The sequence below is a fragment of the Microbacterium sp. NPDC056044 genome, assembly GCF_042267145.1.
GTDB lineage: Bacteria > Actinomycetota > Actinomycetes > Actinomycetales > Microbacteriaceae > Microbacterium.
On record NZ_JBHJWZ010000006.1, the window covers coordinates 385540 to 398561 of the forward strand.

A 13022-nucleotide genomic window follows, 5' to 3' on the forward strand; every position below is an offset into this window, starting at 1 on the left:
CGATAGCGTGAGGGGATGCCCCGACCCAGATCGTTCGACGAAGACGACCTGCTCGACGCCGCCATCGAGCTGTTCTGGGCCGGCGGCTACCGTGCCTCGTCGCTCGTCGACCTCTCCGCCGCGACCGGCGTCACCAACGGCAGCCTGTATCAGGCGTGGGGCAGCAAGTGGGCGCTGTTCCTCGCGGCGTTCCAGCGCTACTGCGACCGCCGCGTCGTGCTCGTCGACGACGCCCTGTCGGCTGAAGACGATCCGGAACGGATGCTGCGGCAGCTGTTCGACGCGATCGTCGACGATTGCCGTTCCCGGCCTGACCGGCGAGGTTGCCTGCTGGTCAACACCGTGTCGGAGCTCGGCGCCGACCCCGAGGTCTCGCGCATCGCCCGCTCGACGACGGCCGCGATGGAGGCCGCGGTCGCCCGCGAGCTCGCGCGGACGACGGGCCAGTCGCCCGATGCGCTGGAGGTGGCGGGTGCCGCCGCGCACGCGATCGCGCTGTCGCAGGCCCTCATCCAGCTCGACCGCGTCGGCCGGCCCGAGGCCGAGGTGCGCGCGATCGCCCGTCACGGTGCCTCGACGCTGGCGCTCTCGCTGCGCGCGGCCTGAGCCACTGACCCGAAGGGACGCAGGGCGGCCGCAGGGCCGCGTGCGTCAGCCTGCGAGGGCGTCGAGCGCGTCCGGGCTCGGCGCGAAGAACACCGAGCCGGTCAGCGGCGTCGAGAAGTCGAGCAGGCGGTCGTGCAGGCCCGGCGGGTCGCCGATGAACATGCGCTCCAGCATCCGCTGCATCACCCACAGGTGCCGCGAGTAGCCGAGGAAGTAGGTGCCGAACTCGCCGGCGCCTGGCCGTCCGAAGGGCATGTTGTCGCGCTGGATCGCGCGCTCCGCGCCGTCGTCGTCGACGATCGTGGCGAGCGTCTTGTGCGCCTTCTGTCCCTCGGTCGCGCTCTCGAGCTCGATGTTGTCGGCCTTGGTGCGGCCCATCACGGCCTCCTGCGCCTCGGTCGACAGCGCGCTCCACGCCGACAGCGGGTGCACGTACTTCTGCGTCATCACGTAGCTGCCGCCGACGTGGCCGGGGTCTTCGTCGCCCACGAGGCACGCCTCGGCGATCTCGGCGCCGACCGGGTTCGCGGTGCCGTCGACGAACCCGAGCAGGTCGCGCCGGTCGAACGAGCGGAATCCCGTGGTCTCGTCCTCGACGCGGACGGCGTCGCCGAGCGCGTCGAGCAGCTGGCGCTCGAATTCGAAGACGATGTCGGCCCGCTCGGCGCGGATGTGGAACAGCAGGTCGCCGGGTGTCGCCGGCGCGGTGTGCACGGCCCCCGCGACCGGGGTGAACGGGCGCAGCTCCGCGGGCAGCGCCAGGCCGGTGAGCTCCGGCCAGACCCGCGCGCCGATCCCCACCGTGCAGGTCAGCGTCGAGGTGGGGTCGCGGAAGGCGACAGCCTTGATCGTGTCGGAGACCCCGCCGATCACGGCGCGCGCGGTGTCGATCCCGTCGTCGCGCACCGTCACCACCAGGAACACGGCATTCGCCGTGAGCGGCGCGCCGAACGCCTGGGTCGCGCCGCCCACCACGGGCGCGTACAGCGGGAATCCTGACACGGGGCCTCCTTCGGGTCTCGGCTCATTGTGGCCGCCCGCGCCCGCAGCCGCATCCGACGCGTGACGAGCGCCCATGCGACGAAACGCGGGATGCGAGGCCTCGGACATGCGATGTGCGCCGGCCGGACGGGGGATGTGGAGCGGCGTCTCCATCACCTAGCGTCGTTCCGACGCCGGTTCTCGCCGCCGGCGGAAGGAGCACACATGAGCAGGCATCTGATCGCTCTGGGGGAGTACCTGCGGGCGCGTCGCGACGTCACCACGCCCGAGGAGGTCGGCCTGCCCAGCGAAGCCGGCCGCCGCGTACCGGGCCTGCGTCGCGACGAGGTCGCCCTGCTCGCCGGGATCAGCCCCGAGTACTACCTGCGCCTCGAGCAGGGGCGCGGCGCGCGTCCCTCGGATCAGGTGCTGCATGCGATCGCGCGCGCCCTGCTGCTCGACCAGGAGTCCCGGCTGTACCTGCTCCGCCTCGCGACGGGGAGCCCGCCGCCCATCGCGCCGGTCGCCGACCACGTCGCCGAGCAGATCGCGCGCGTGCTGAGCCGCTGGCCGCACACGCCGGCCTACATGTCCGACCAGCATCGCGACATCGTGGCGGCCAACCCGCTGGCCACCGCGTTCGGGCACGGGGGGCTCTCCGCCGGGTCGAACGAGGTCGTGCGCCTGTTCAACGACCGCATGAAGGCGTCGCTCGTCGAGTGGGAGGCGATGACCCGCTCCGCCGTCGCGACGCTCCGCCGCGACGCCCACCCCGACTCGCCGCGGCTGCGCGAGATCGTCGACCAGTTGTCGGCCGACCCCGACTTCGCCCGCATGTGGGCGCGCCACGACGTGTCGGGCCCCGAAGACGCGGTGTTCCACATCGCCGTCGACGGCGTCGGCGAGATCGAGGTCGAGGGACAGAACTTCGCCGTCCGCAGCCTTCCCGGCTACCAGCTCACTGTCATGGCGGCCCCGCCCGGAAGCATCACCGAGTCGGTGTTCTCCCGCATGTCGACGGCGCTGACCGCCGCCACCGCGTGAGGCCCTGACCCCGGCTGCCTGGTACAACGCGGGCCTGGCAGGTCGCAGCATCCGGAACCTACCGTCGAATCCTCGAGAACGGTGCCCACAAGGCGAGGAGAGACGCGATGAACCTGCAGGACCTGGTCGACGAGCTCGCCGAGACGCTCGGCCGGTCGGTGGTCATCAACGACCTCGCCTACCGGCCGATCGTGGCGAGCGCCCAGGGCGACGAGATCGACGAGGTGCGGGCCCGCGCCCTGCTGCGCCGCATGACGCCGCCGCGGGAGCGCGCCTACCTCGAGACGCTGCGCGTGACGCAGTCGCGTCGCCCGCTCACGATCGACCTCGCGCAGTTCGGCGCGCACGAGCGCCTCGCCGTGCCGATCTGGCACGACGACACCCCGCTCGGGGTGCTGTGGCTGATCACCGGCAACCTGCCGCCACTTCAGGACCACGACTTCCGCGCCGTCGACGCCGCCGTCGAGGTCGCCCGCGGCGTGCTCGCCGAGCGCGACACCGCGGGGGCGTCGACGGCCCGCAGCACCGTGATGCGGGCACTCTTGTCGACGGATGCTGCGGCCCGCCGTACGGCGCTCGGCTCTGCGGTGCGCAGCTACGGCGTCGCGCGCGGTCCCGAGAGCGCGGTCCGCGCGGTCGCCATCGGCTACGACACCGGGGTCGTGCAGCGGGCGGCCTTCGGTCGTGCACTCGAGAGCGTCGAGCGCCTGCGGCTGTCGTTCCTCGGTGAGGACGGCGCCGCCCTGCTCTTCCTCGGCCCGGCGGGCGACGAGGCCGAGGTGCACGCCGCGATCGCGGCCCAGGCAGCGCAGGCGGGAGTGCTGTTGCGTGCGGTCGGCACCGCCGCGCTGACGCGGGCCGACGACGACCTCAAGCCCGTCGCCGACCGCGCCATCGCGACGTCGGCGATCGCGGAGCTGCTGCCCGAGTTCGGCGGCCACGCCTCGTCGGACCAGGTGGCGCCGTGGCTGCTCGTCGCCGACATCGTCGCGGACCCGGCGCGTCTCGCGTGGTACTCGCCGGCCGCGCACAGTCTCATCCACGAGGGCGACCCGCTGCAGCGCCAGACGATCGAGGTGTTCCTCGACCATGCCGGGCACGTGCGCGAGGTGTGCGAGGCGCTGCACATCCACCGCACAACCCTCTACTACCGGCTCGAGAACATGCCGCAGGCGGTGCGCGACGCGCTCGACGACGGGTTCGCACGCAGCGCCCTGCATCTGGCACTGAAACTGGCCGCCTATTGGGAACACGCGGGCCGGCTGTGAGCGTCGACGAGCGGACCGTGCGCACAGCGACGGCGTCGCGCTGTCGGTGCGCGACACCGGCGGCGACGGCCCGGCGCTCGTGCTCCTGCACGGCTGGGGGCAGACGCAGGCGATGTTCCGCGGACAGGTCGCCGGCCTCGCGCCCGCGCGACGCGTCGTGACGTACGACATGCGCGGGCACGGCGTCTCGGCGAAGCCCGGTCACGGGTACCGCATCGCGCGGCTCGCCGCCGACCTGCGCGACGTGCTCGACGCGCTCGGGATCGAGCGGGCCGACCTGCTCGGCTGGTCGATGGGCGCCTCCGTGATCTGGTCGTACCTCGAGCTGTTCGGAGCGGGTCGCGTGCGCAGCCTCGTGCTCGTCGACCAGCCCGCGGCGGTGGTCGCGGTGCCCTGGATGACCGAGGGCGAGCAGGCCGCGGCCGGCAGCATCCTTCCCGTCGACGGGCTGACCGCGCTCGGCGGGGCGATCCACGGCGACGACTCCGGCGATGTCGTACGCGCGTTCGTGCGCAGCATGTTCACCGGCGACGTCGACGACGGCCTGTGGGACTTCGTCGCCGGTGAGATCGCCCAGACGCCGCCATCGGCCGCGGTGCCGCTGCTGTTCGATCACGGCGTGCAGGACTGGCGGGACGTGCTCCCGAACATCGCGCTGCCCACGCTCGTCGTGGGGTCGGAGGGGAGCCACGTGTCGCCCGACTCGCAACGGGCCGTGGCGGAGCGCATCCCCGGCGCCCGACTGCACGTCTTCCCGCGCGAGGTGGCCTCGTCGCACTTCCCGTTCCTCGAGAACCCGGCCGCGTTCAACGCGGTCGTCACGACGTTCCTCGACGAGGAGGCGGCGGTTGCGACATCGGTCCAGCGAAGTGCCGACACCTTGTCGGAGAGCGATGACGCCCGCCGCTCATAGCGTCGAAGTCGTCAGGAAGAACCGGAAGAGGATCGCCATGAGCACTGCACCCCGCACCGCCCCGACGGTCGTGCTGACGCACGGGGCGTTCACCGACGGCGCGAGCTGGTCGCCGGTCGCGCTGCGGCTGCAGGGCGCCGGGGTCGACGTGCGGGTCGCCGCCATCTCGAACCGCGGCCTCGCCGCCGACGCCGCCTACGTGCGCTCGTTCGTCGAGCGCATCGACGGCCCGGTCGTGCTCGTCGGCCACTCGTACGGCGCCACCGTGGTCGGCGTCGCCGGCGACGCCGAGAACGTCGTCGCGCTGGTGTTCGTGAGCGGCTACGTGCTCGAAGAGGGCGAGAGCGCCCGCGACCTGCACGCACGCTTCCCCGACGCCGAGGCCGTGCCGTTCTTCGAGTACTTCCCGTACCCGGCGCCCGACGGCACCGCGCACGAGGAGGTCTTCGTCGCGGCGGAGGAGTTCCCCCTCCTCGCCGCCCTCGGCGTCCCCATCGACGAGGCCGCCGTGCTCGCCGTGACGCAGCGCCCCCTCGACGCCGGCGTGCTCGCCGAGCCCGCCCCCGCCGCCGCGTGGCGCGGCGTCCCCTCGTGGGGCATCGTCGCCGCGCAGGACCGTCTCATCAACCCCGACGCCGTGCGCTACGCCTACCAGCGCGCCGGCATCCGCGAACTCGTCACCGTCGACGGGCCTCACCTTCTCATGCACACCCACCCCGCCGAGGTCGCCGCGGCGATCCTGCGTGTGCGCGACGACTTCTCCTGAGCCCCAACCCGGTAACCCACAAGAAAGAGATGGACATGCCCTACATCACCACCCCCGACGGCACCGAGATCTACTACACCGACCTCGGTGAGGGAAAGCCGGTCGTGCTGAGCCACGGCTGGCCGCTGAACTCGGACGCCTGGCAGGTCGAGCTCAAGCTGCTCGCCGACGCCGGCTACCGCGCGATCGCCCACGACCGCCGCGGCCACGGCCGCTCGTCGCAGCCGTGGAACGGCAACGACATGGACACCTACGCCGCCGACCTCGCCGCGCTCGTGGACGCGCTCGAGCTCGACGACCTCTCGCTCATCGGTCACTCGACCGGCGGCGGCGAGGTCGTGCGGTTCGCCGCGCAGCACGGCAACGGCCGTGTGCGCAAGATCATCACGGCGGGCGCGGTGCCCCCGGTCATGGTCAAGTCGGAGTCGAACCCGGAGGGCACCCCGATCGAGGTGTTCGACGGCATCCGCGAGGGCGTCCTGAAGGACCGCTCGCAGTTCTACCTCGACCTCGCCGAGTCGTTCTTCGGCGCCAACCGCCCGGGCTCGCAGGTGTCGGCCGGCGCGAAGTACGACTTCTGGCGTCAGGGCATGCTCGTGGGCCTGAAGGGTGCGTACGACTGCGTCAAGGCGTTCTCCGAGACGGACTTCACCGAGGAGCTCAAGGCGCTCGACGTGCCGATCTTCATCGCGCACGGCGGCGACGACCAGATCGTGCCGATCGCTGCCGCTGCCGAGAAGACGATCACCCTCGTCAGCAAGGGAACGCTGAAGGTCTACGACGGCGCCCCGCACGGCATCTACGGCGCGTACCAGGAGGAGCTCGACCGCGACATCCTGGCCTTCCTCGCCGAGTGAGCCCGAGATGACCACCGCGCCGCCCTCCGTCGACATCCGCTCCGGTGTCGGCGAGGGCGGCGCCGTGCGATCCGGAGCGTTCGCCCCTCTGGCCGTGGGTGCGTTCCGCATGCTGTGGCTCGCGGGCCTCGCCAGCAACGTCGGCAGCTGGATGCAGAGCGTCGGCGCGCAGTGGTCGCTGGTCGAGGGCGGGAGCTCGCCCGCAGTCGTCGCGCTCGTGCAGAGCGCGGCCGCCGCCCCCGTGCTGCTCCTCGCGATCCCTGCCGGGGTGATCGGGGAGTTCCTCGACCGCCGCCGCATCCTCATCGCCGCGCAGGCCGTGCAGCTCGCGGTCGCCGCGGCGCTCACCGTCCTCGCGGCGACCGGGCAGCTCGGCGCGCCGACGCTCATCGCCCTCACGTTCGCCCTCGGTGCCGCGAGCGCGGTGCAGCTGCCGGCGTACCAGGCGCTGACCGCCGACGTCGTGCCGACCGGCATGTTGAGCGACGCCGCCTCGCTGGTGTCGATCAGCGTCAACATCGCGCGCGCCGTGGGTCCCGCGGCGGCGGGGCTCGTCGTGGCGCAGGCGGGGGTCCCCGCGGTCTTCGCCGTGAACGCGCTGTCGTTCGCGCTGTTCCTCGTCGTGCTGCTGTGCTGGCGCGGCTACCGGCGCCCCGCCAGTCACCCCGAGCCCTTCCTCGACGCCTCGCGCGCGGGCCTGCGCTATGTGCGGCACGCCGGCGTCGTGCGCACGATCTGCCTGCGGCTCGCGGTCTTCCTCCTTCCCGCCGTGGCGCTGTGGGCACTGCTGCCCGTCCTCGCCGAGCAGTCGCTCGGGCTCGGCGCCGCCGGCTACGGCCTGCTCCTGGCAGCCCTCGGCGCGGGGTCCATCGCAGGGGCCGTCGTGCTGCCCGTCCTCCGCGCGAGGATCGGCGTCAATATCGTGGTGTCGGCGTCCGCGGTGCTGTTCGGCGTCGCGATCGCCGCGCTCGCCGTGACGCCCTCGCTGTGGGTCGCGATCGCGCTCCTCGTCGGTGCCGGCTTCGGCTGGATCGGCGTCATCGCCACCCTCGGCGGGGTCGTGCAGGCGTTCCTCCCCGCGTGGGTGCGCACCCGCGGCCTGTCGGTGTACCAGCTCGTCCTCCTCGGCGGCACCGCCATCGGCTCGGCGGCGTGCGGCGCGCTGGCGTCCCTCTTCGGCGTGACCGAGGTGCTCCTGGGCGCCGGCGTCGTCGTCGCGGTGGCGGGCCTCGCTCAGTTCGCGCGCCCGCTGCCGCGCACCGAGGGCATGGGCAGGCGGCCCGTGCCGCTCGACGACGTGTCGCCCGTCTCCATCTCCGACGACGACGAGCGCCGCGTGCTCGTGCTTGTCCGCTACCGGGTCGACGCCGCGCACCGCGAGGAGTTCCGCCGCGCGATGGCCGCCGTCGCCCAGACGCGTTACCGCACCGGCGCGCGCGGCTGGCACCTCTATGAGGCCGCCGAAGACCCCGAGTCGATCGTCGAGACGTACGAGCTCGGCAGCTGGCGCGAGCATGTCGCGCAAGTGCGCATCAGACATACGGAATGGGATGCGGCGAACCTCGCGCGGGCGAAGGCACTCAGCATCCATCCCCCCACCGTCGAACACTGTCTCGGGCTGCCTGTGCCGCGCCTGCACCCGGGCGCCCGACCCCACAGGAGCACACGATGACCCGACTCGACGACACCGCGACGCAGATGGTGCGCGCAGCGCGCGGCGAGGGTGCGGGCTTCTGGGTCGTGGCAGTCGCCTTCCTGCTGGTGATGGCGTACTCCACCGTGCCGACGCCCCTGTACCCGCTGTACCAGCAGCTCGACGGGTTCCCGGTGGCGGTGGTGACGGTGATCTTCGCCGCCTACGCGGTCGGCGTGGTCGCGAGCCTGTTCCTGCTGGGGCACGTGAGCGACTGGACCGGGCGGCGCCGCATGCTCGTCATCGCGATCCTCGTGTCGGCGCTGTCGGCCGCGCTGTTCCTCTTCTTCACCGACGTCACCGGGCTGATCGTGGCGCGGTTCGTCAACGGCGTGAGCATCGGCATCCTCACGGCGACCGCCACCGCCCACCTCGGCGAGCTGCGCTCGCGGGCGCGGCCCGACGAGAACACCATCGTCGCCGCCTCGGTGTCGGGCGCGGCGAATCTCGGCGGGCTCGCGCTGGGTCCGCTCATCGGGGGGCTGTTCGCCGAGTTCCTCCCCGAGCCGTTGCACCTGCCGCACGCGGTCTTCCTGGTCGTGCTGCTGCTGCTCGCCATCGCGGTGACGATGGTGCCCGAGACCGTGGTCGCGACGCGCCGCCGCTACCGGCCGCAGCGCGTCGCGGCGCCGCCGCGATCGCGCGCGACCTTCGTCGCCGCGGGCTTCGGCGCGTTCGCCGGCTTCGCCGTGTTCGGCCTCTTCACGTCGCTCGCGCCCACGATCCTCGGCGTCACATTCGGGCAGCGCGGGCACCTGCTCGCCGGCGCGCTGGTGTGCACCGTGTTCGGGTCGGCGGCGGTGGCGCAGATCGTGCTCGGGCGCCTGAGCCGCGCGACGCAGCTCGGACTCGCGGCGGTGTGCTGCGCTGCGGGTCTCGCCGCCATCGCGGCCGGCGCGGTGCTGGTCGCCCTGCCGCTCTTCATCGCCGGCGCGGTCGTCGCCGGCGTCGGGGTCGGTGTGCTCTTCAAGTCCGCCATCGCGACAGCCGGAGACCTCGCCGAGCCCGGCCGTCGTGGCGAGACGCTCGCCCTCATGTTCCTCATCGCCTACTGCGGCCTCGCGCTGCCGGTGCTCGCGATCGGCGTCGCGCTGGCGTTCGTGTCGCAGACCGCGGTGCTGCTCGTCTTCGCCGCGCTCGTGGCGGTGGCGACCGTGGTCGCGGCCGTCACGATGCGGCAGGCCCGGGGCTGACGCCGCACGACGGGCTCGCCGCGCGCGGCGCCGCGCTGTCGCTAGCCGGCGAGGCGCAGGCGGAGCCGCTCGAGCTCGTCGTCGGTGAGGCCGCCGGCGCGGAGGTAGGCGGTCGAGCCGCCGTGCTCGGCGACGAGGTGGTCGAGTGCATGCTCGATCGCCGCGGGAGGGGTCTCGGTGACGAGCGTGCGGAGGGTGGCCGTGATCGGCACACCGAGCGACGACACCATGCTCAGCATGCCGTCGGCCCACGGACCGCTGAGGTTCTGCTGCGAGATCGCGTAGTCGGCGACGATCGCGTCGCGCTCCACCCCGACGGCGTCGAGCATGAGCGCGGTCGCGACGCCGGTGCGGTCCTTGCCCGCGGTGCAGTGGACCAGCACCGCCGACGGCGCGTCGTCGGTGGAGTCGCCGATGAGCCGGGCGACGTCGACGAAGGTCGAGGCGCCGTGCTGCAGCATCCCGATATAGAGGTCCCCGAGCGTGGGGATCTGCGCCATCGCCGCCGCGATGTCGCTCTCGCTCGGACGCTCAGCGCCCGGCGCGAGAGCCGCGAACGCGCTGGCGTTCAGCGCGCCCTCGATCAGGGAGAGGTCGACGGTGCGCATCGGCCGCGTGGCGGGCAGGCGGTCGGGCGCGCTCCGGCGCTCCTCGGCGGTGCGGAAGTCGACGATCACCCCGACGGCGGTGCCGGCCAGCGCGTCGAGCCCGGTCGGCGTGAGCGCCGCGAGGGCGTCGGATCGATACAGCACGCCGGATCGCGTCGTCCCGCCGTCGGCGAGGGGGAGGCCCCCGGTGTCGCGGAAGTTGTACAGCCCGTCGATGGTCATGGTCCCAGTCGTCTCAGCCACGCTTCGAACCGTATCGGATGCCGCGCACCCGCTCCGGACTCCCGCGTGGGTGGGCTCCCAGAGGCGCGGGATGCGCAACACCGTGAGCAATCGCCGCCTCGGCCGTGACGGGCCGCGTCGGATGGTCGGCCCGCTCATTCGGCATGACGGCGTGCTGATCGGCCGGAGGAGCACCCGTCCGCCCCGGCAGCCGTAGTTGGATAGCGTTATCTAGTCACGCTCGCCCGTGTGAGAGGAAGCCGATGCCGAAGCCCGCCAAGCCCCCCACCCTCACCGACGTCGCACGGCTGGCCGGTGTGTCGGTGCCGGCGGCGTCGCGTGCGCTCAACGGTGGGGTGCGCGGCAAGAAAAGCGGGTCGCCGGAGCTCCGCGGCCGTGTCGAAGACGCCGCTCGCACGCTCGGCTATGCCGTGAGTCCGGCGGCTCAGGCCATCAAGGGCGGCCGGGCGCGCACGGTGGCGTTCATCGTGGGCGACATCGACGACTTCGGCTCGGCGACCATGATCTCGGGCATCATGCACGCCGCCGAGGAACGCGGGATCTCGGTCGCCGTGCGCACGACGCGCGACGACCCGGCGCGCGAGCTCGATCTGCTGACACAGCTGCGCGGCGAACGCCATCTCGCGGTGGTGATGGCGACGAGCCGGACGACGGACGCAGCGCGGGAGGCGGCGGTCAAGGAGCAGCTCACCGTGCTGCGGGACCACGGGGCGAAGATCGTCGTGATCGGTGACAACGAGCTCGGCTTCCCCACTGTGACGGTGGACAACCGGCACGCCGCCCGCCTGCTGGCGGAGGGTCTGGTGGACGCCGGGCGGCGCCGCTTCGCGCTCGTGTCCGGTCCTGCCGGTGAGATCACGGCGCTCGAGCGCGTCGGCGGTTTCGTCGAAGGACTCGCAGATCGGGGCATCGCCGTGGACGAGCGCGACATCGTGCACACCGAGTTCTCTCGGGATGGCGGGCACCGTGCGGTGGACCAGCTGCGGGAGCGACTAGGGGAAGTCGACGTCATCGCGGCCATGAGCGACGCGATGGCGGTCGGTGTGATCGCACGTCTGCGCGAGTTCGGCGTCGCGGGTCCGGAGCGCATCGAGGTGACCGGATTCGACCACGTCCCCATGCTGGGCGATGTCCTGCCCGGGTTCAGCACGGTCGAGGTGCCGCTCGAGCAGTTCGGCGAGGCGGCGCTCTCGCTGGCGCTGGATGAGCATGCCGAGGGTGTCGACTCGGTCGGGCTGAGCGGCACACCGATCATCCACGGCGAGGCGATCACAGCCCTCGGGCGCTAAGGCGGGCGGACGCACGCCTCGACGCCTTCGAGCATGCTGGAAAGCGTCTTCCACAAATGGTGGCAAACGTTGTCCACTTTGAGGTACTCTCTCGATGACGGAATCGTTCCGGCACGAATCAAGGGAGATCACATGCACGACGCAACGACGCGGGCAGGGGCGCAGCGACGCCGTTCTGCCTGGCTCGCGGGCGCAGCGGGTGTCGCCGTAGCGGCCCTCGCGCTCACCGGCTGCACCAGCTCGGGAGGCGACGGCGATGGCGCCGGCGCCGCCGAGAAGACCACCATCCGCTTCCTCTACGCCACGGGCGACGAGACCTGGAACTCGGTGGTCGACGCCGTCGTCGAGGCCTTCAACGAGCAGAGCGAGACGACGACCGTCCAGCTCGACCCGCTCCCGGCGGGAAGCGACTACGCGACGGCGCTGAAGACGATGGATGCTACGGGCAACTGGCCGGCCGTCGTCGACATGCGCGACACCCTCACGTACATCAACGCCGGCAAGCTCGCGCCGATCCCCGAGTCGGTCACCGAGCTCATCGAGCCGGAGGCGGTCGGCTCGGCCGAAGACGGGAACGTCTACACCGTGCCGTACAGCGCGCTCAACGGCGAGATCGGACTGAACATCGTCTACAACAAGGACTACTTCGAAGAGAACGACCTCGAGGTCCCCGAGACGTACGACGACTTCACGGACCTCCTCGCCGACATCAAGGCCAACGGCGACGAGCCCCTGGCGACCGCGGCGGCCGAGGTCTGGCCCAGCGACCAGCTGTGGAAGCAGCTCGCCTCGCCGTACTTCGCCGAGTGGGGCGACGAGGGCGGGTTCTGGACGGCCGCGCAGAACGGCGACGCCACGATCGAAGACCTTCGCGAGCCGCTGCAGGAGCTCCTCGACATCACCAACGAGTACGTCCTCCAGGGCTGGCAGTCCACCGCCGACGCGCAGACCACGACGCTGCTGGTGAACGACATGGCCGTCATGGCGACGTCGTCCGCGGGCATCGGGCGCCTGAACGACATCCACAAGGTCGATCCCGACTTCAACGCCGGACTCTTCATCGTCCCGGGTGAGGACGGCTCGATCAACGTGCTGAAGAACGCCGTCAACGGCGACACGGCCGGCGGCCTCGCCATCTCGTCGCAGGCGGCGGAAGACGACGACGAGTACGCTTCGGCGACCGAGTTCCTCGAGTTCTTCTACCAGGTCGACACCGCCGACCTGATGGAGGCGAACGGCTGGCTCGCCCCGAACATCGTCGCGGCCGACGAGATCGAGCGGAACACCTCGATCCCGGGCGCCGAGGACTACTTCGCCCTGCTCGAGAGCCCGAACCTCGTCTGGTACGAGAACGTCTCCGACCTCTCGACGTTCAGCGGCTTCAACACCTTCTTCCGCCAGGCGCGGATCGAGATGCAGGACGGGCAGTCGTCGATCGACGACACCATCGCCAAGGTGCAGGCCGAATTCGACAAGACGGTCGCCGCAGGCTGATCCACACCGGATGTCGCGGTGCCCGGGTTGCGCCCGGGCACCGCGACCAGGAGCCGAGGAGGTCTCC

General features: G+C 72.0%; 12 protein-coding genes. 10 read left to right on the forward strand and 2 right to left on the reverse strand.

Annotation, left to right across the window (positions count from 1 at the left end):
• Positions 1-15: 15 nt before the first annotated feature.
• On the forward strand, positions 16-606 hold the full coding sequence (locus tag ACFC1I_RS18890) for a TetR/AcrR family transcriptional regulator (protein ID WP_376012959.1): 591 nt from the start codon (positions 16-18) through the stop codon (positions 604-606).
• 45 nt (positions 607-651) lie between these two features.
• Here the strand turns inward: ACFC1I_RS18890 and ACFC1I_RS18895 are convergent, their stop codons facing one another.
• Positions 652-1608: a Dyp-type peroxidase gene (locus ACFC1I_RS18895; RefSeq protein ID WP_376012961.1), complete on the reverse strand. Its 957-nt coding sequence runs from the start codon at positions 1606-1608 to the stop codon at positions 652-654.
• A 204-nt stretch (positions 1609-1812) separates the two neighbouring features.
• On the opposite strand from ACFC1I_RS18895, the gene ACFC1I_RS18900 reads away from it, so the two are divergent.
• The 7 genes from ACFC1I_RS18900 (at position 1813) to ACFC1I_RS18930 (ending at position 9321) form a co-directional block, all read left to right on the forward strand.
• The gene (locus tag ACFC1I_RS18900) at positions 1813-2631 is read left to right on the forward strand and encodes a helix-turn-helix domain-containing protein (RefSeq protein WP_376012964.1); all 819 of its coding nucleotides are present in this window, start codon (positions 1813-1815) and stop codon (positions 2629-2631) included.
• 107 nt (positions 2632-2738) lie between these two features.
• The gene (locus ACFC1I_RS18905; RefSeq protein ID WP_376012967.1) at positions 2739-3899 is read left to right on the forward strand and encodes a helix-turn-helix domain-containing protein; all 1161 of its coding nucleotides are present in this window, start codon (positions 2739-2741) and stop codon (positions 3897-3899) included.
• Between the two features lie 46 nt (positions 3900-3945).
• On the forward strand, positions 3946-4812 hold the full coding sequence (locus ACFC1I_RS18910) for an alpha/beta fold hydrolase (protein ID WP_376012970.1): 867 nt from the start codon (positions 3946-3948) through the stop codon (positions 4810-4812).
• A gap of 37 nt (positions 4813-4849) precedes the next feature.
• Positions 4850-5578: an alpha/beta fold hydrolase gene (locus ACFC1I_RS18915; protein WP_376012973.1), complete on the forward strand. Its 729-nt coding sequence runs from the start codon at positions 4850-4852 to the stop codon at positions 5576-5578.
• Between the two features lie 35 nt (positions 5579-5613).
• Positions 5614-6435, forward strand: a complete 822-nt coding sequence (locus ACFC1I_RS18920) for an alpha/beta fold hydrolase (RefSeq protein ID WP_376012976.1) — start codon at positions 5614-5616, stop codon at positions 6433-6435.
• Positions 6436-6442: 7 nt separating this feature from the next.
• Positions 6443-8107, forward strand: coding sequence for an MFS transporter (locus ACFC1I_RS18925; RefSeq protein ID WP_376012979.1), 1665 nt, complete (start codon positions 6443-6445; stop codon positions 8105-8107).
• Positions 8104-9321 carry an MFS transporter gene (locus ACFC1I_RS18930; protein ID WP_376012982.1) on the forward strand — a complete coding sequence of 406 codons (1218 nt, stop codon included), beginning with the start codon at positions 8104-8106 and terminating at the stop codon, positions 9319-9321. The genes ACFC1I_RS18925 and ACFC1I_RS18930 overlap by 4 nt, the downstream gene beginning before the upstream one ends.
• 41 nt (positions 9322-9362) lie before the next feature.
• Here the strand turns inward: ACFC1I_RS18930 and ACFC1I_RS18935 are convergent, their stop codons facing one another.
• On the reverse strand, positions 9363-10172 hold the full coding sequence (locus ACFC1I_RS18935) for a tyrosine-protein phosphatase (protein ID WP_376012985.1): 810 nt from the start codon (positions 10170-10172) through the stop codon (positions 9363-9365).
• Between the two features lie 242 nt (positions 10173-10414).
• On the opposite strand from ACFC1I_RS18935, the gene ACFC1I_RS18940 reads away from it, so the two are divergent.
• Entirely contained in the window at positions 10415-11461 is a 1047-nt protein-coding gene (locus ACFC1I_RS18940) for a LacI family DNA-binding transcriptional regulator (protein WP_376012988.1), read from the forward strand.
• Positions 11462-11593: 132 nt separating this feature from the next.
• Entirely contained in the window at positions 11594-12955 is a 1362-nt protein-coding gene (locus ACFC1I_RS18945) for an ABC transporter substrate-binding protein (RefSeq protein ID WP_376012991.1), read from the forward strand.
• Positions 12956-13022 lie beyond the last annotated feature (67 nt).